General features: G+C 69.7%; 18 protein-coding genes. All 18 read left to right on the top strand.

Annotated elements, in window-relative coordinates; translation table 11 throughout:
- The first annotated feature begins 1 nt into the window (after position 1).
- The 18 genes from ABT300_RS18835 to ABT300_RS18750 all read left to right on the top strand — a co-directional run bounded on the left by ABT300_RS18835 (position 2) and on the right by ABT300_RS18750 (position 17,333).
- Positions 2–499, top strand: a complete 498-nt coding sequence (locus tag ABT300_RS18835; RefSeq protein ID WP_351676809.1) for a hypothetical protein — start codon at positions 2–4, stop codon at positions 497–499.
- 121 nt (positions 500–620) lie between these two features.
- Positions 621–1,868 (top strand): ParB/RepB/Spo0J family partition protein, encoded by a 1,248-nt coding sequence (locus ABT300_RS18830; protein WP_351676807.1) that lies wholly within the window; start codon positions 621–623, stop codon positions 1,866–1,868.
- Between the two features lie 246 nt (positions 1,869–2,114).
- Positions 2,115–2,942 (top strand): class I SAM-dependent methyltransferase, encoded by an 828-nt coding sequence (locus tag ABT300_RS18825; protein ID WP_351676805.1) that lies wholly within the window; start codon positions 2,115–2,117, stop codon positions 2,940–2,942.
- A 119-nt stretch (positions 2,943–3,061) separates the two neighbouring features.
- Positions 3,062–3,442 (top strand): hypothetical protein, encoded by a 381-nt coding sequence (locus tag ABT300_RS18820; protein ID WP_351676802.1) that lies wholly within the window; start codon positions 3,062–3,064, stop codon positions 3,440–3,442.
- Positions 3,443–3,501: 59 nt separating this feature from the next.
- Entirely contained in the window at positions 3,502–3,921 is a 420-nt protein-coding gene (locus ABT300_RS18815) for a hypothetical protein (protein ID WP_351676799.1), read from the top strand.
- Positions 3,922–3,953: 32 nt separating this feature from the next.
- The gene (locus ABT300_RS18810; protein ID WP_351676797.1) at positions 3,954–4,136 is read left to right on the top strand and encodes a hypothetical protein; all 183 of its coding nucleotides are present in this window, start codon (positions 3,954–3,956) and stop codon (positions 4,134–4,136) included.
- A 72-nt stretch (positions 4,137–4,208) separates the two neighbouring features.
- Entirely contained in the window at positions 4,209–5,129 is a 921-nt protein-coding gene (locus ABT300_RS18805; protein WP_351676795.1) for a hypothetical protein, read from the top strand.
- Positions 5,130–5,159: 30 nt separating this feature from the next.
- Entirely contained in the window at positions 5,160–6,047 is an 888-nt protein-coding gene (locus ABT300_RS18800) for a hypothetical protein (protein WP_351676793.1), read from the top strand.
- Positions 6,048–6,198: 151 nt separating this feature from the next.
- Complete coding sequence (locus ABT300_RS18795; RefSeq protein ID WP_351676792.1) at positions 6,199–7,929, top strand: DNA cytosine methyltransferase; 1,731 nt, start codon at positions 6,199–6,201, stop codon at positions 7,927–7,929.
- 121 nt (positions 7,930–8,050) lie between these two features.
- A complete protein-coding gene (locus tag ABT300_RS18790; protein ID WP_351676791.1) occupies positions 8,051–8,269 on the top strand; it encodes a hypothetical protein in 219 nt (72 codons plus the stop codon).
- Positions 8,270–8,378: 109 nt separating this feature from the next.
- Positions 8,379–9,110, top strand: a complete 732-nt coding sequence (locus tag ABT300_RS18785) for a magnesium chelatase domain-containing protein (protein ID WP_351676789.1) — start codon at positions 8,379–8,381, stop codon at positions 9,108–9,110.
- Positions 9,111–9,189: 79 nt separating this feature from the next.
- Complete coding sequence (locus ABT300_RS18780; protein ID WP_351676787.1) at positions 9,190–9,807, top strand: hypothetical protein; 618 nt, start codon at positions 9,190–9,192, stop codon at positions 9,805–9,807.
- A gap of 86 nt (positions 9,808–9,893) precedes the next feature.
- The gene (locus ABT300_RS18775) at positions 9,894–10,646 is read left to right on the top strand and encodes a hypothetical protein (RefSeq protein ID WP_351676784.1); all 753 of its coding nucleotides are present in this window, start codon (positions 9,894–9,896) and stop codon (positions 10,644–10,646) included.
- 120 nt (positions 10,647–10,766) lie between these two features.
- The gene (locus ABT300_RS18770; RefSeq protein ID WP_351676783.1) at positions 10,767–11,438 is read left to right on the top strand and encodes a hypothetical protein; all 672 of its coding nucleotides are present in this window, start codon (positions 10,767–10,769) and stop codon (positions 11,436–11,438) included.
- 389 nt (positions 11,439–11,827) lie between these two features.
- Positions 11,828–13,183, top strand: a complete 1,356-nt coding sequence (locus tag ABT300_RS18765; RefSeq protein WP_351676780.1) for a putative antirestriction adenine methyltransferase — start codon at positions 11,828–11,830, stop codon at positions 13,181–13,183.
- On the top strand, positions 13,180–14,118 hold the full coding sequence (locus tag ABT300_RS18760; RefSeq protein WP_351676778.1) for a ParB N-terminal domain-containing protein: 939 nt from the start codon (positions 13,180–13,182) through the stop codon (positions 14,116–14,118). Before ABT300_RS18765 ends, ABT300_RS18760 begins: the two co-directional genes overlap by 4 nt.
- Positions 14,115–14,711, top strand: coding sequence for a hypothetical protein (locus tag ABT300_RS18755; protein ID WP_351676776.1), 597 nt, complete (start codon positions 14,115–14,117; stop codon positions 14,709–14,711). The genes ABT300_RS18760 and ABT300_RS18755 overlap by 4 nt, the downstream gene beginning before the upstream one ends.
- 3 nt (positions 14,712–14,714) lie before the next feature.
- The gene (locus tag ABT300_RS18750; protein WP_351676773.1) at positions 14,715–17,333 is read left to right on the top strand and encodes an LAGLIDADG family homing endonuclease; all 2,619 of its coding nucleotides are present in this window, start codon (positions 14,715–14,717) and stop codon (positions 17,331–17,333) included.
- Positions 17,334–17,394: the final 61 nt, after the last annotated feature.

The raw sequence follows: 17,394 nt of genomic DNA, 5'->3' as shown, positions 1-17,394 counted from the left end.
AATGAACGCCGAAAGCATCACCGAGGAGATCGAGCTGATCGTCGAGATCGGTGAGGCCGGCGACGCGCTCGCCCTGGCCAAGCGGCTGGCCGCCGACGGGCAGACCGCGTGGGCGGTCGACGTCCGGCGGACGGTGACGCGCGGCGAGCTGGACCGGAACGCGCTCCGCGCGGCCGGCGGCCGGATCGCCGCCGCGTGCAGGCCGCTGACGCTCGACCTGGGGCTGCTCGACGTGCTGACCGAGATGGAGGCCGGCCTGCGCGCCGCCCTGGCGGCCGACGCCGCGATGCCGCGCGCCGAGCGCCGCGCGAGCAGCGCGCGGCAGTGGACCGAGCGGCAGCGGTGCGCGGAGCGCGTGAGCGCGTACAACGAGCAGGTCGAGTTCGTGAACCGCGAGCGCGGCCGTGCGGCCAACCGCGCGCAGGCCGCCGCGGTCCGCGCGGTGACCTGCGGTGGCTGCTTCCAGGTGCCCGCCGCGAACGGCGCCTGTGGCTGCTGACCTGCGGTTTTCTTAGAAGTTTCTTTGCCGAATCAGTTTGTTAAAACTGGCTAGGGCAAGTTGATTCGGAAAGAATGAAAGTAGTTCAAACCACCCCACCCCGTCAGTGAAGGGACACGCTGTGACCGCCACCGCCACCGCCACCACCGAGGCCACCACCGAGACCGAGCACGAGGACAGCCACGTCGACCCCTCGGCGACCCCGGCCGGCCCCGCCCCCGACGGCCTCGGCACGCGAGACGACGACGCACCGGCCGAGAAGAAGGCCGCCCGCCGCGCCCCGCGCCGCACGCCGGCGAAGAAGACCGCGGCCGCCGCGAGAAAGACGGAGACGAAGACGACCGCCCCGCAGGCCGCCAACGAGGTCCGCACCCAGCTGCGCACCATCCTCACGGCGAAGATCGACCGCGACCCGGGCCAGCCCCGCGAGCACTTCGACCAGGCGGCGCTCGAAGAGCTGGCGAAGTCCATGGCGAAGCTGGGCCAGCTCCAGCCGATCAACGTCCGCTACAACGAGGACACGAAGCGGTACACCCTCATCATGGGCGAGCGCCGCTGGCGGGCCGCCCAGATCGCCGGCCTCACCCAGATGAAGGCCGTCATCATGCACGGCATCGGCGAGAGCCGTGAGACGTTCGCGATGGCCGTCGCCGAGAACGTCGGCCGCGCGGACATGACCCCGGTCGAGGAAGCGAAGAGCTTCCATAAGCTCGTCGAGGCCGACTACACGGTCGACGAGGTCGCCGAGCTGGTCGGCAAGAGCGCGGCGTACGTCCAGTGGCGGATCGACCTGTTGGACCTGTGCCCGGAGGCCCGCGAGGCCCTGGTGAAGGGCCAGCTTCCGGTCGGCCTCGCCTGGTACGTCGGCAAGCTCGCGGGCGGCAACCAGGTGAAGTTCCTGGGGAAGTGGGTGCGCGGCGACTTCAAGTCGGCCCGGGACGCCGAGAGCTTCGCGCAGGCCCTGCACGCGGAGGAGAAGCGGCAGGAGCAGCAGGGATCGTTCTTCGTCCTGTCCGAAGAGGCCGCCGCGACCCGCAAGGAGAACGGTCAGGACTCGCTGCCCGGCTCCCTGGACCTGCCCGACGAGGAGCGGGAGCGGATCATCGCCGACCGCAACAAGCTCGTCGGGAAGATCGACAAGCTGGGCCAGGCCGGAGAGATCCTCTCCCTGCTCGCCGCCGCCGACGAGGAAGAGCTGGCTCTGCTGCTCGCCGGGACCCCCGGCGGCATCGGCGGTCACCGCCTCCGGGTCAAGCACCTCCAGGACATCGCGACCAAGGCGATGGCGAACCTGCGGAAGGCCGAGATGGTCGCCGAGGTCCGCGCCAGCGGCCTGACCGTCAACCCGGACGCCGAGGCCGCTGCCTGACCTTCCCCGCCACGACGCACCGCCCCCGGGCGGTGCGCCCCCTTCCCTGGCGCGGAGATCACCGGCCTCACGGTCACGCCCGTCAACAGCCGGCCCTAAGCCCGTCTCAGCCCCGTTGCGGCGGCCCGAACCCTCACCCTCCGCAACGGAGCCCACGGGCGGCCCAAGCGGCGTCCACCGAGGCGGCCACAGCCCGCCTAAGCCCCGTTCGCGCAGACCGAACCCATACCCCTCGAAAGGACCGAGATGGAGATTCCAAGCGGCGTCTACGACGTCCTCACCGACGCCCGTACGGTCATCGCCGGCGACCGGGTGCAGATCCCGTTCGAGCTGGATCGCGCCCTGTACGAGCAGGTGAACAAGACGCTGAAGGAGGTCGGCGGCCGGTGGGACGGCCGCACCGCGGTGCGCGCCCACGTCTTCCCGTTCCCGGTGGAGGACTACATGCGGGCGTGCCTGGCCAGCCGCGAGTTCCCCAGCCGGTACGAGCAGGGCTGGTACCCGACGCCGACGCGCGTGGTCGACGAGATGCTCGCCCACGCGGGCGTCCGCGAGGGCATGAGCGTCCTCGAGCCCTCGGCCGGAACCGGCTCGATCGTCGGCCCGGCCGCCGAGCTGGGCGGCGTCGTCGACTGCGTGGAGATCGACGAGCGGCGCGTCCGCGTCCTCCGGGAGCAGGGCGCCGCCCGCCGCGTCGTCCAGGGGGACTTCCTCGACCTGGACCCGCTCGACTGCCCGCACGGCTATCGCAGAGTGCTGATGAACCCGCCGTTCGCGGCCGGCGTGCAGCACGTGAAGCACGCGCTCGGGTTCCTCGACGACAACGGCACGCTCGTCGCGGTCCTGCCCGAGTCAGTGATGTGGCACAGCGACCGCGCGACCGTCGAGTTCCGTGAGCTGATCTCCCTTGCGGAAGGCACCTGGGCGCCGCTGCCCGACGAGTCGTTCGCGCCGTCCGGGACCAGCGTGCGCACCGTCCTCCTCGTCGTCGACGCCGAGGAGGGAGGGCCGCTGCCCACCCACGGCTGGCACCAGAGGCAGCCCCGGCAGCTGGACCTGTTCGCCCTCACCTGACCCGCGTTTCTTTGCCGCTTCTTTACTGAATCAGATTGTCTAAACTGGCTAGGGTAAGCCGATTCGGAAAGAATGAGAGAAGCGCAACAAACCACCACCTGTCAGGAAAGGCAAAGGCCATGGAAACCCAGGACCTCATCCAGGGCATCAACAACGGGGACTTCTTCCTTCTCGCCCAGGAGGAAAGGGAACTCATCCTCCCCTGGCTCCGGAACACCATCACCACCCAGGGGGAGGACCCCAAGGGGCTTCTCCTCCAGGCCCTCACCAACATCCTGGAATCCGGGGACTACAAGAGGATCCACAACAGGAACCTCCTCCTCCTCAACCGCCAGGAGGCGGAATCCTTCCTCCCCTGGCTCTGGGAAACCCTCACCACCCAACAGAGGGAGGACGACAACTCGGATCTCTGCCAGACCTTCTCCAGGGTCCTGAACACCGCGAACCAGGTCTACGGCACAGGGCCCTTCAACAGGGCCACCTGTATCTGCAACGGCTAACCCACCACAGGGGCCGCTCCAGCGGCCCCTGACAACCAATCCCCCCGGAAAGGACGGGAATGGATCTCGCCACCTGCACCTACCAGGAGTTCACGCCCCCGATGGGCGCTCCGATCCGCACCACCGCGGGACACCCGCGCTTCCCGCTCGCCTACGAGCTCGCCGGCCACGCCCGGCTGATCACGCCGACGCGGGAGCTGCTCGCGCAGAACCTCCCGAAGGACGCGTACGAGTTCAGCTACCGGCGCCTGCTGAACGGCCAAGGCATCCACCGCATCCACGCCGAGCTCGCCGGCCTTGCCGCCCGCACCGGCGCCGCCCGCCTGGTCCTGCTCTGCTTCGACCGCTACGACCGGCTGAAGCCCCCGAACGACTGGTGCCACCGGGAGTTCTTCGCGAAGTGGTGGCTGGAGCAGACCGGAGAGGAGATCCCCGAACTCGGCGCCAGGTCGGCGACGCCGCCGCCCGCCCTCTTCTGACCGCCGCACCGACGCCCTACGAGGAGGACGCCATGGCCGGCGCCTACTGCAAGTTCTGCGGCCACCGCTGCTTCGTGTACCGGGTCATCCCCGACGGCCCGCAGAAGGACTGGGCCGGACACCTCGCCACCTGCGCCGAAGGCATGGCGTACGACCGCGAGCAGACCGGGCACGACCACACGACGGCGACCAACCCGGTGCAGAACACCGACTGAGCAGCCCACCGCACCATCACCCGGCCGGGACCCGCGAGGGTCCCGGCCGGACCCATCTCCGGAAGGAAGAACATGATCGAGACCCGCGTATGCATCGACGACACCTTCGGGCCGTACGACGCGAAGCTGGACCCGGCGAACCTGTGGAACGGGTTCCTCGCCCCCCACTTCACCCTCGACACCGTCAAGAGGATGTCCGCCCGCACGATCGAGATGGCCGAAGAGGAGTGCGGCTACACCGCCATCCCGACGATCCACGTCCTCGAGGGCCGCGCCGACAGCCCGAGCAGCGTCCACGTCATCGACGGCGGCCTGGACCGCGACGGGCACCCCCGGCGGATCAGCGCCCACGTCCGCTGGGAGCTGGTCGACCAGAATCCCGACCGGGCGGCGAGCATCCTCAAGGCCCAGCCCGGAGCCGAGGTCGACGCAACCGAACCCGCCGGTGAGGGCGAGTACCGCGCGGTCGTGTTCGTCATGGACTGGCAGTGCTGGGACGACGTCGAGCCCGGCGAGCAGGCCGGCGGCGTCTACGCACCCGACGACGAAGGCCGGTACGCGGTCGGCGCCTGGTCGTGGTGCTGGAGTTACACCAGCTGGTGGTGTGTCTGCGGCCGGGACCAGTACTGGCACGAGACCGAGTGCCTGTGCGGCCTGACCCGCGGCGCCCAGCCGAAGACGCCACTGGCCATCGCCACCGAGAGGGCTGGCCAGACCCTGCGCACCCTGGCCCCCGAGGCGACATCGGCCCTGGTCGACCTGACCGACCTCGCCCGCGTCTGCGAGGTCTACGCCGGCGACACCGAGCTCGACACGGCCGACGACACCGGCCCGTTCGACACCGAGACGCTCGGCGCGGCTGACCGGATCCTGCGCGACGCCCTGGACGACGCGGACTCCGCCGACCTGGAAGCGGCCGGATGGGAGCACGTCCCGGACGAGGAGTCCGCACGCCTCTACCGGATCACCTTCCCCGCCCCGGCCGCCCACTGACCCCCCACCCACACGAAACGAGGAAGCCACATGAGCGACCAGGCCCCTTCCCGCCCCGCCTACCGTCTCCCCGACAGCGGCGCGCTCGGCGCGGCCACCGACACGACCCTGAAGGACGCGGAGCGCGCGCACGAGCAGCTCGGCCGGGTCATGGTCGTGGTGACCGCTGCTGCGGTCCGCGACATCCTGACCGGCTGCAAGCCCGACGCCCCGTTCGACGCGGCGGCGGTCGAACTCGTCGAAGGCGCGGATGGCTCACTGTTCCCCAACGGCCGGTACTGGACGTTGGCCGGCGACGAGCGCACGTTCACCGAGACGGTCGGCTTGACCGAGGCCGGGAACGGCATCCACGACATGAGCGGGTGGACTGCTTACCTGGACGACAACACCCAGGACGTCTGGCGTCCGCTGTGCACTGAGCTGCCCGACCGCAACGGGCGGCCGGCGTACCGCCTCGACCTCCTTCGGGCGGCGGCCGTCACGCTCGACGGGCCCGTACCGGTCCCGGCCGCGCGCCCGCTGAGCACGATGGTCGACGTCATGGTGTGCGCGAACGACGTGTACCGCTATCCGGCGTTGGTGGACCCGGCCGTTCAGCGGGACGGGTTCGTGAAGCCCTGGTTCGACCTCGACACCGTCCGGCGGATCGCGGCCGACACCCAGGCGGACGCCGCCCGGTTCGGGCACGGCTCAATCGACACGGTGCACGTCTTGGACGGCATGGTCGAACGGAAGGCGCAGGCGGTCGTGCTGGTCATCTCCTGGATGTACATCGGGGGCGGGCGGAACGAGAAGGCGACCGAGATCCTCCAGCCGAACGCCGACGGCAGGTACGCCATCGGCGGGTTGGACTGGTGCTGGTACGTGGTCGGTGACGACCTGACTCCGCAGATCCCGTTCCAGCCCGAGGCCGTCTGACCTGCGGCTTTCTTAGAAGTTCTTTTGCCGAATCAGGTTGTCAAAACTGGCTAGGACAACCTGATTCGGAAAGAATGAGATCAGTACCCCACGCACCACCAGCGCCGCCCCGGCCGGGGCGGCGCTCGGCATGACCGCAAGGAGAGAAGACGTGGCCACCGCGTCCAAGAAGAAGAAGTTCCGCATTGCGGCCCACCGGCCGGCGAGGAGGCAGCGCCGCTTCCAGCACGACAGCCTCACGGCGTGTGATCTGTTCAGCGGCTTCGGCGGACTCACCAAGGGCATCGAGGACGCCGGGTTCGACACGATCATGGCCGCGAACCACAACGAGTACAAGGTGCGGATCCACGAGACGAACCACCCGACGGCCGAACACTGGATCGCCGACCTCGTCGACCCCGAAGCGTCCGACTACCACTCGGCGAGAGACCTTCCCGGGGTTGACCTGCTGACTGCGGGCGTGAGCTGCGTTAACCACTCGATCGCGAACACGCAGAGGGCCTACGAGGAGGGCCTGGCGCTGTTCGAACTTGAGGACCCGGAGTTCGAGTCCCGGGTCACGAGGTCGGAGCGGGACCGGGCGACGGCGACGTGCGTGCTGCAATACGCCGGTCAGCATCACCCGCGGCTGATCCTCGTCGAGTGCACGACCGGCCTCCAGTCGTGGGGGAAGGCGCTGCCCAACAAGGCGAAGATCGGCGATGGCTCGACGTATCGGTGGTGGCTCGGCGAGTTCGAGAAGTTGGGCTACCGCTACCGGGTGCTGTACCTGAACTCGCAGTTCTTCGGCGTCCCCCAGAGCCGGGATCGGCTCTACATCTGCTTTTGGGACGCCTCGCTGCCCACGCCCGACCTCGACCACCGGCCGGCGTCCTGGTGCGGTCACTGCGACAAGCGGGTGGAAGCGGTGTGGTCGTGGAAGACGGGCGTCCCGGCGTCGGGGCTGGTCTGCTACGGCAAGCAGTACAACTACCGGTGCCCCAGCTGTCGCCGCGAGGTCGTCCCGCCGATGACGCCCTCGCTGTACGCCCTCGACCTGTCCGACCTGGGCACGAAGATCGGCGACCGGGACACGCCGCTCGCCGACAGCACGATGGCCCGCGCCGAGCGCTGCCGCCAGCGCTTCGCCCAGTTCCCGGCCGTCCTCCTCCCGGCGAAGGGCGTACACGGCACCGAACGCCACCCGTGGCAGCCGCTGTCGACGCAGACCAGCCAGCAGGAGGCGGCGCTGCTGACGACTGGCGCGATCGTGGCCGCGCACCGTCACAACGGCGAGGGACAGCACATCCTGCGGCCGATGGACACGGTGACCGCGACGCATGAGAAGGCGGTGTTCCTGGCGGTCGACAACTACCAGGGCGGACCGCGCGGCGCGCACATCCCGCTCCCGACCCAGGTCGGTTCGGAGACGCTCGCGGTGGTGTCCTCCGGGATCGTGCCCTTCCGGAAGAACACGACGCCGACGGTGCACGCGGAGGCGATGCCGACGGTCACCTCGGAGCAGATCCCGGGCATGCTCACCGCGGCCGGGTGGTTCAAGCAGAACGGGGCCACGGGGGCCGAGACCGCGCCGCACCCGCTGACCGATCCGCTCGGCACGCTCACCGCACGGGACACGACCGGCCTGCTGGTCGCCGAGTGGCAGGCATCGCTGGCGGACCTGCCGCTGGCCGAGTGCTACTTCCGGATGATGAAGGCGAACGAGGTGGGCGTGGGCTGCGGCTTCGACGTCGACTTCGCAGGCCGCAAGGGGACCTTCAAGGTCTGGGGCAGCGCGAGGAACCAGGTGGACGGGTTCGGCAACGCGGTGTCCCCGGCGGTCGGGACATGGATCGCGGCCCGGCTCCGAGCCATCATCCACGGCGAGCAGGTAGCGGCCTGACCTGCGTTTTTCTTGTCCGTTCCTTTACTGAATCAACTTGTTTAAACTGGCTAGGGCAAGCTGATTCGGGCAGAATGAAAGTAGTTCAAAACACACCAACCTGAACAGAAAGGCGCAAGCCATGCTGAACATCCGCCTCACCACCATCGCGAGCGGCCCCGTCAACACCGTCCCCGTGACGCCCGACCTGCCCACCGCGGCGGTCATGACGACCCCCCTGCCCGTCGTCGAGGACCTCGGCACCTGCCCCGACTGCGGGGCGGAGATGACGTCACTGGTCAACGACAAGGGCGAGGTGCGGGCGGTGTTCTGCGAGTACTGCGAGTTCGGCAACTTCTGACCGGCCGGGCGGCCAGCAGGCCGCCCCCTGAGCAGGCGGCGTGAACGGGCCTTGAGCCCGGTACGCGCCGCCCGCCCAGGAACCGCCCCACCACGAGAGAGAGACCCGTATGACCATCACCCGAGCCGGCGTCATCAACGACGGCATCCTCATCCAGGCCGACAACCCGTTCAACCTGCGGTACGCCGTCCTCGACGCCCAGCCGGCCGACATCCTCGAGGACGTCACCACCCCGAACTACGAGGTCGGCGACGCCCTGTACCGCACCGGCGTGGTCGTCGACGCCGACCACCGAGGACTCGGCGTCGCCTGGCCCTTCGAGAGCAGCACGAGCCAAGGCCGAGCCCAGGTGCGTGCCGCCGGCGAGGCCGCCGCCGTCATCCACGCGACGGTCAGCCCCGGCCCCAACTGGCTCACCATCAGCGGCGTCAGCTACGAGCGGGAAACCATGGACCGCGTCCGCGCAGCCGTCCTCAACGGCGGCTACAGCTGGCCCGAGGGCCGCGTCACGGTCACGGTCGAAACCGTCGTCGGCCGCCCCCTCGACAGCACGCACGACCTCGCCCTTGCCTGCGCGATCCTCGGCGCGGCCGGGCACTACAGCCCGACCGCCATGACCGACGTCGCGTTCATTGGCGAACTCGGCCTCGACGGCCGCGTGCGGCCCGTGCCCGCCATCAACGAGGCCGCCCGCGCCGCCATCGCCGCCGGCTGCACGACCGCGCTCATCCCCGAGGCCAACATGAGCGACATCGACGTGCCTGACATCGGCATCTACAGCGTGGAGAACGTCGACCAGGCCGTGCGGGTCCTCCAGACCTTCGACCGCGCCAACTCCTAGGCGACACGCGAGGGCCGGGGGCAGGCAACGCCCCCGGCCCTGCACACCGACCACCCAACACCACGAAGGGACGTCTCCCATGCCCAGCAAGGCCTTCTGGACCGAGCACTTCGAGGACGCCTACCGCGACGCCCGCAAGAAGCGGCGTGAGGTCATCGACCGTGGCCTGCTCCTCATCGCCCACCAGATCCGCGAGGAGCTGCCCACCGCCACCGCCATCAGCGTCACGAGCAGCCTCCTGACCGCCGTGCACGACACCGACGGCACGATCTGGCGCTCCCTCGACGCGGCCACGGCCGACAAGCTCAGCCGCCCCGTCCTCAACGACGTCCGGGACACGCTCCTCGACATGCTCGACTTCGCCAGCACCGGCCGCCCGCTCCTCAAGGCCGGATGGCAGGAAGACCCGCAGCAGCCCCACACCTACCGCGCCGAACTCCCCGCGGACCCCGACAAGGACCAGCCGCAGGACACCGCCCCGGCCGCCACCGCTCCGCCGCACGGCACACCGGGGGAGGACGCCGGAACCTGCACCCAGTGCAGCCGACTGCTCATCTGGGACAGGACCGGCAAGAGCGTGAACGACGAGTGGGGCGAGTACCTCTGCTACGGCCCCCGCCCGGAAGGCACCAAGTCCGCCGTCCACGTCCTCACCGCACCGCAGACGACCGGCGAGCAGCCGACGGCACAGAGCTGACCGCCATCCGACCGGCAGGCCGGGGAACAGGCAACGTTCCCCGGCCGCACCCCTCACCCCCGACCAGCGCACCCGAACGGAACACCATGACCGACGTCGTCTTCACCGCGTACGGCCCCGACCGCTTCGCCCCCCACCTGCCGTTCGCCCGCCACGGCTACCTGTTCACCGCCCCCGGTACATGGCCCGACGACACCCCGGCCCACACCAACGTCACCAACTGGGAGATGGCCGTCTACCGGACCCGCGGCGAGTGGGAGGTGCGAGACGTCGACGGCAACCGGCGAGTGTGGGGCACCGGCCCCTCCCGACGCGTCGCGACCGGCCTCGCCTTCCAGGAGATCGCCCGGCGGCGCCGCAAAGAAGCGGCCGAGATCGCCCGGCAGCGCGTGAACGTCCTCGGCCTGGAGCCCATCCCCCCGTTCACGATGGAGGTCACCGCCAGCGTCACCCTCGTCCTCGCCCCGAACGCGATCGGCGTCCTCGCCAGCACCCTCCCCGGCACAGAAGGCGGCCCCGAGCGGCACCTAGTGCTCGACATCGACGGCGGCGAGCCCTACGAGATCGTCGACCACCCCACGGTCAGCCTGCACACCACCCAAGTCGGTGTGCTCCACCACCGATGTGACTGCAACCCCGAGAACGCCGCCCGATTCGAGAGCGAGCCCCAAGCGCTGACCTACGCCAAGTACGCCCTGACGCAGTGCTGGCCGTGTACGGCCCTGCACCCCACCGCATGCGTCCACTGCGCCGAACAGCGCGCCCAGCCCCACAAGGCCTGCACCCCCGACGAGCCGTGCGCCACCTGCGCGGCGGCCGCCCTCGAGCCCGTCGGCTGACCACACCTGCCATCTGTGAGGCCGGGGAACAGGCAACGTTCCCCGGCCTCACAGCTGTCCTACCGGGCTCCGCCCCCGCCGCCCACCCCGCCCCGACCACACCGAGAAAGGCCGCCACACATGGACTGGAAGCCGCGCCTCATCCGCCTCCCCGACTCCCACCTTCCCCGCGGCCCCGAAACCGACTGGAAGTGCAGGACGTGCGGCACGGCCTGGCCGTGCGAGACGGCCGCCGAGCATCTGACGGAGAATCGATGCAGCTGCGGCAGTCCCTCGTACTGGGAGAAGCGCGGCCCGAGGAACTGGCACGCCGGCCCCAGCTGCTACACCCCCGCCGACGTCATCCGCCGCCAGGCCGCCGACCTGCACGCCTACCGCGAGGCCCACCCGCACTACCCGCCGAGCCACTACTACCCGAAGAAGCCGCGCCGCCCGAAGTGGCAGGAGCCGGCCTACGAGCACACCCCGGCCGGGCCCGGAGACATCCAGCCCGGAACGTGGACGTGGGTCAAGCCCGGCGGGCTGCACCCCGGCTGGGGCGACATCCACCGTCTCGCCATGATCACCCGGCCGGGCCTGCCCAAGTGCGAGGTGTGGCTGATGTGCGACGGCACCGTGCACGACGTCCGCGCCGACCGCCTCATCCTGTCCGGCCAGCCCCGGAAGGCCCCCGCCGCCTGGTGGCAATGGACGGTCGCCGAACACCTCGAACAGCAGCCGAAGCCCTGCCCGCAGGCCGAGGACCGTACCGCGGAGCAGCTCGAACTGTTCCCCGGCCTCACGCCCGTCTAAGCCCCTCAACCCCCCGAGCCCTCCACCACCCCAAGCCCCGGCAACGAGGCGGCCACAGACGGAACCACGGCCCCTACCAGCCGGAATACCGCCCCGCCTACCTCCTCCGAAGGTCCGCACACGGCATGTACTATCCGACTCGGCTGATCGTTTCGAGCAGCGGCGCGATCAGCCCACGCGCCGGAGGTGTAACCGTCGCACGGCCCTCTTCCAGGGGGTAGGACCACGTTCAACTCGTGGCCGGCGCTCCACCGCTCCACCCGTGAAGGCCTCCGCCCACCCCAGGGCGGGGGCCTTCCGCATGCCCGCCGATTCTTGGAACCGGGAGAAAGCCGCAGGTCGGCTACCATCTCCGCCCGCCTCAGACGGATGACCAAGGAGCGGCCCCTATGTTCCACGGCTCGATACCCGCGCCCCTGCGCTCGATCATCTACGAGCACGCCGGGACCTGGCCCGGGGAGGACATCTACGTCGGCTGCTCCGGGAACTTCACCATCGAGCGGGTGCTGCACGCCCGGTTCGGCAACGAGCGCCGCGTCCACGGCAACGACATCCAGGCCTACTCGTGCGCCCTCGGCTGGTACCTCGCCGGCGACGACCTCAACTACACCCTGCGCGACGAGTACGAGGAGTCCCTCGGCTGGCTCAAGCCCTACCTCGAGGACCGCACGGACCTCCTCGCCACCCTCATGCTCGGCACCCGCTTCCTCCAGTACGTCGGCAAGGAAGGCACCTACTACCGGCGGATGATGGACGCGACCCGCGACCAGTGGGAGCGGATGCACGACAAGACCGCCACCAAGCTGCGCAGCCTGGAAACCAGCCTCGGCTCGTTCTTCGCCGGCGACGTCCGCGACTACCTCGAACACGAGGTGCCCCAGGACGCCCCAGTCGTGATGTTCCCGCCGTTCTACGCGAAGGACTACCAGGCCCAGTTCGCGACCATCGACGCCGCGTTCCACTGGCCTGAGCCGTCGTTCGACGAGCTCACCGAGGACGGCAAGGAACGCATCATCGAACAGGTCCAGGACCGGCCGAACTGGGTCCTCGGCCTGCACATTCAACGCCCCGAACTGCGGGACCGCCTCGCTGGCGTCGTCCAGACCGCGAACCGCGGCCTCCCCATCTACGTGTACGCGGCGGCCGGGCCGCGCCGCATCGTTCGGCCCCGGCAGCCCGTCGAGGCGATCCCCATGCCGAAGATCGGCAAGGACGAGGAACTCGGCGACCGCATGACGGTCCACATCCTCACCGGCGGCCAGTTCGCCGGAATCCGCTCCCAGTTCATGTCGAAGACGATCAAACCCGGCTCGCCGCTCATCGCGTGCGGCGTCGCCGTCGACGGCAGGCTCATCGGCGCGTTCGCCTACCTGCCGCCCAAGTTCGACCCGAACACCGCCTACCTGATGTCCGACTTCCCCGTCTCGTGGACCCGGTACCGGCGCCTGTCGAAGCTCATCGTCATGGCCGCGTCCACGAAGGAAGCCCAGCTCCTGATCCAGCGCTCCTTGTCGAAGCGGATCGACGGCTGGGCGACGACCGCGTTCACCGACCGGCCCAACTCGGCGAAATACGGGCGCGGCATCCCCGGCGTGAAGCTCCACAAACGTACCGAGGCCAGCAGCAAAGACCCCGGCGACGGCATCCACCGCTACCAGCTCCAGTACGGCGGCCCCCTCGGTCAGTACGACCTCGACGAAGCGCTCGCCCTGTGGAAGCGCAAGCACGGCAAGGACATGCGATGACGATCGACACGACCACGCCCCTTTTCCGCCCCAAGCTGGTCCGCCGCGACCCGCGGGCCCTCACCCGCCTCGAAGTCAACGCCCGCTACATGCGCAAGGAGGAGTACGACCGGCTGGTGGAGAACATCCGCCGCGACGGCTGCCTCACCTCCACGCCCCTGATCTACTCCGGCGGCGAGCACGCCGACGGCCAAGAGCTGATCCTGTCCGGCAACCACCGCACCATGGCAGCGGTAGAGGCCGGGCTCGACGAGATCGACTGCATGCTCATCGAGGAGCAGCTCACCAAGCAGCAGCTCGTCGCGATCCAGCTGTCGCACAACGCCATCGCCGGCCAGGACGACCCCGCCACCCTCAAGCAGCTGTACGACGAGCTCGACGACGTCGACTGGCGCGCCTACTCCGGTCTCGACGACGAACAGCTCAGCCTCCTCGCCGAAGTCAGCCCCGAAGGCCTCTCCGAAGCCAACCTCGACTTCGCCACCGTGAGCCTGATCTTCCTGCCCGCCGAGCTCGAAGCAGCCCGCGAAGCCTTCGACCAGGCCCGCGTCGGCCAGAACGAAAGCTGGCTCGCCGCACGCGCCGACTACGAACAGACCCTCGACACGCTCGCCTCCACACACGCCGCCCACAAAGTCGGCAACGTCGCCACCGCCCTCCACGCCATCCTCGCCATCGTCGAGAACCACCTCGACGAACTCCAAGCCGGCTACACCACCCCCGACGGCACCCCCCGGCACACAGGACAGGTCGGCCTCGAGACCGTCCTCGCCTCCCGCAGCCTCCCCGCCCCCGCCGCCGTCACCATCGCCAAAGCCATCAGCGCGGCAGAAGGACGCGGCGAGATAGAGCAGGGCCAGGGCTGGCGCCTCCTCGAACGCCTGGCAGGTGAGTACCTCTCCGGCCCCAACCACGTCCCCAGCGAACCCGCATGAGCACCCGCCCACCCATCACCCTGAACCCCGAACTGGACCCGTGGGAACGTCACCCCAACGAGACCCCCCACAAACACGGACAGTTCGCTACGTACAGGGACCTCGGTAGGACCCGCACCCTGACCGAAGCCGCGCAAAGGCTGACACTCGCGTACGGGCACGTGAGGAACCTGGCCGCCCAGTACCGGTGGCGGGAGCGTGTCGAGGCATACGACCGGCACCTAGACCGGCAGTACGAGGCGATGTGGCTGGAGGAGCGACGCAAGGCCGCCGAGAACGACGCGAAGATCCTCGGCGCGGCGGTCGGCAAGCTGGCGCAGCGGCTCCAGACACTCCGAGCCGAGGAGCTGTCCGCCGGCGACTTCATCCGGCTCATGGACGTCGCCATGCGGCACCGGCGCGTCCTGTTCGGCGACCCCACGGAGACGATCGCCGTCACCAGCGAGGGCACTACCGCGCTGGCGCAGCACTTCGCCGACTTCGCGGAGATGTCCCCGGAGCAGCGGCGGTCCCGCCTCGGCGAGCTGGCGGCGTCGGTGAACCAGCGGATCAAGGCCGTGGACGGTAGCGACGACGAGGACGAGGAGGCTTAGACGGTGACGGTGGCCGTGGACGAGCTGGAGCACCTGGACGACGCGGAGGTCTACCGGCAGCTGGAGGCAGCGCGCCGGGCCATGAGCGCGGACCTGCTGCGGGACCCGGTGACGCTCGCTCGCGGCCTCGACCGGCGGTTCCGGATGCGCCCGCACCTGAAGCTCATCGGCGAAGCCCTTGCCGCCGTGGGCCGGGGTGAGTACGACCGCCTGCTGATCCTCACCCCGCCCCAGGTAGGCAAGCCGGTCTATGCTGGGTCCATGATTCTCATGGGCGACGGGTCACGGAAGCGGATAGACGAGATCGAGGTCGGAGAGGAGGTCATCACCCACACGAGCCGCCCCCGACGCGTCTCCGCCGTGCACCGGCAAGGCGCTCTGCCGACCGTCCGGATCACGACGCACGGTGGCAGGGAGACCGTCGCAGCGCTCGACCACCCGTTCCTGACGCCCGAAGGCTGGGTGAACGCTGGCGACCTGGTGGTCGGCCAGTCGCTCGCCACCGTTCCGCGCCCTGCGACCCGGGCTACGAGCGAGCTACTGCCCGAGGAAGCCCGCCTGATGGGGTACTTCGTCGGTGACGGCAGCGTGTCGTACATCAACCCCGGTCGCGGCGACGGCCAGTTCTCCAGCGCGATCACGACGTTCGACGCCGGGGTGCGCGCCGAGATCCAGCGATGCTGCGAAGCCCTCGGCTTCCAGGCGGCCGATTCGAGCGCCAAGCGCGGCCGGGTGAACGTCTCCGGAGGGTCGCGCCCGTGGCTGCTGAAACATGGCCTGGCCGGGAAGAACTCGTGGACCAAGCGGGTGCCCGAGGCCGTGTTCACCAGCACGCCCGAGGTCATCGCCGAGTTCATTGCCGGCTACTGGGACTGCGACGGTGTGGTCACCTCGCGCGGCAAGGCCCGCGACGGCTCCGCCCGCCAGGATGTCGCGGTCGAGCTGTACTCGGTTGCCCTCAACCTCATGAAGGACGTGCAGCACCTGCTGCTGCGCCTGGGCATCCGGTCGATGATTCGCTTGAAGAAGGGCGCCTACAAGGACGCTGAGCACATCTCGTACAGGCTCGCCGTCATTGCGCGGGACGACGTCGCCAAGTTCCGGAAGCTGGTCCGCCTCGCTCACCAGAAGCGCGCTGCCGCCCTCGCCGGGCACACGCTGCCCCGCACGGACTTCGACGCGCAACTCGCGGCGGACTCCATCGTGTCGATCGAGCCGAACGGCGAGCAGGAATGCCGCTGCCTGACGGTCGAGGACGACCACACGTTCACCAGCGACGACCTGGTGGTGCACAACAGTACGACCGTCGCGGAGTGGTTCCCGTTCTGGTGGCTGTGCATGTACCCGATGGACAAGGTGGCGGTCACCTCCTACGGCGACGACCTGGCGCTGCGGCGCGGCAAGAGGATCCGCGGCTACGTCGAGGAGTACGGCGACGAGTGGGATCTGCGGATGAAGGCCGGCTCGGGGGCGATGCAGGACTGGGAGGTCACCGCGGGCGGCGGCTGCCGCTCAGTGTCCGTCGGTAAGGGCCTCACCGGTTTCGACGTGAACCTGCTGATCATCGACGACCCGCACAAGGACCGCGCCGACGCCGAATCGGAGGCCGCCCGCCGGGCCCTGCACGACTGGTACTCGTCGGCCGCCCTGTCCCGCCTCCAGCCCGACCGCGGCGCCGTGGTGGCGATCCAGACCCGCTGGCACCCCGATGATTTCGCCGGCCGCCGCATCCAGGAAGAGGGCCGCCTCGAGGACGGCGGCCGGTGGAAGGTGATCCACCTCCCCGCGGTCGCCGACCCCAAGTTCGGCCCGGATCCGCTCGGCCGTGAACCCGGGGAGCCGCTGCCGCACCCGAAGATCCCCACCCGCGCCGTCGCCAGGCTGAAAGCGTGGTGGGCGCAGAAGAAGGCGACATCGATCGTCCGGGACTGGCATGCCCTCTACCAGGGCGACCCTCAGCCCGGTGAAGGAGCGCTCGTGTCCGAGGAACTGCTGCGCCTTCTGCGCGACACCACCACCCCGGTGGAGCCGCAGAAGATCGCCGTCTCCATCGACCCGTCCGGTGGCGGCCGGGACGTCGCCGGCGTCATCGGCGGGTTCCTCGGCGACGACGGCCGCGTGTGGGTCACCGACGACGTGTCCGCGCCGATGTCGTCCGCCGACTGGTCCACCGCCGCGTGCCGGCTCGCGCACCGCACGAACGCGTCGATCATCTACGTCGAGTGGAACTTCGGCCGGGACATGTGTGTCCTGGCGATCCAGACGTCGTGGGAGGCGTTGCAGAGGTCGGGGGAGATACCGCAGAACGTCCTCATGCCCGCCATCGCGCCTGTCCGCGCCAAGCAAGGCAAGCTGCTGCGGGCGGAACCGATCGCGCAGCAGATGGTGCAGGACAAGGTTCGCTTCCGGGGCGTGTTCACCGACCTCGAACGAGAGTGGGCGACGTGGCAGCCGACGGACCCGGACAGCCCGGGCCGCATCGACGCCTCCTGCATCCTCGTGTACGGGCTGATCCCCGACGCCAACCAGGGCGCCATCGTCCACGCCCCGCTCCCGCAGGCCCCGCAGCCGGGCGGTCGGCCTGGCGGCGCAGCATCGGCGTACGGGCGCCGCATCGGCTAGAGAACCTCTTCGTCTTGGTCGGCTCCCCGATCACCAGCCGTGGCACGGAAGGCCGCCCGGG

Origin of the sequence: Streptomyces sp. NPDC001027 (genome assembly GCF_040299045.1) — a bacterium.
GTDB lineage: Bacteria > Actinomycetota > Actinomycetes > Streptomycetales > Streptomycetaceae > Streptomyces.
The sequence above is the reverse complement of the archived record's forward strand: the minus strand, read 5'-3'. Positions and strand labels throughout refer to the sequence as shown.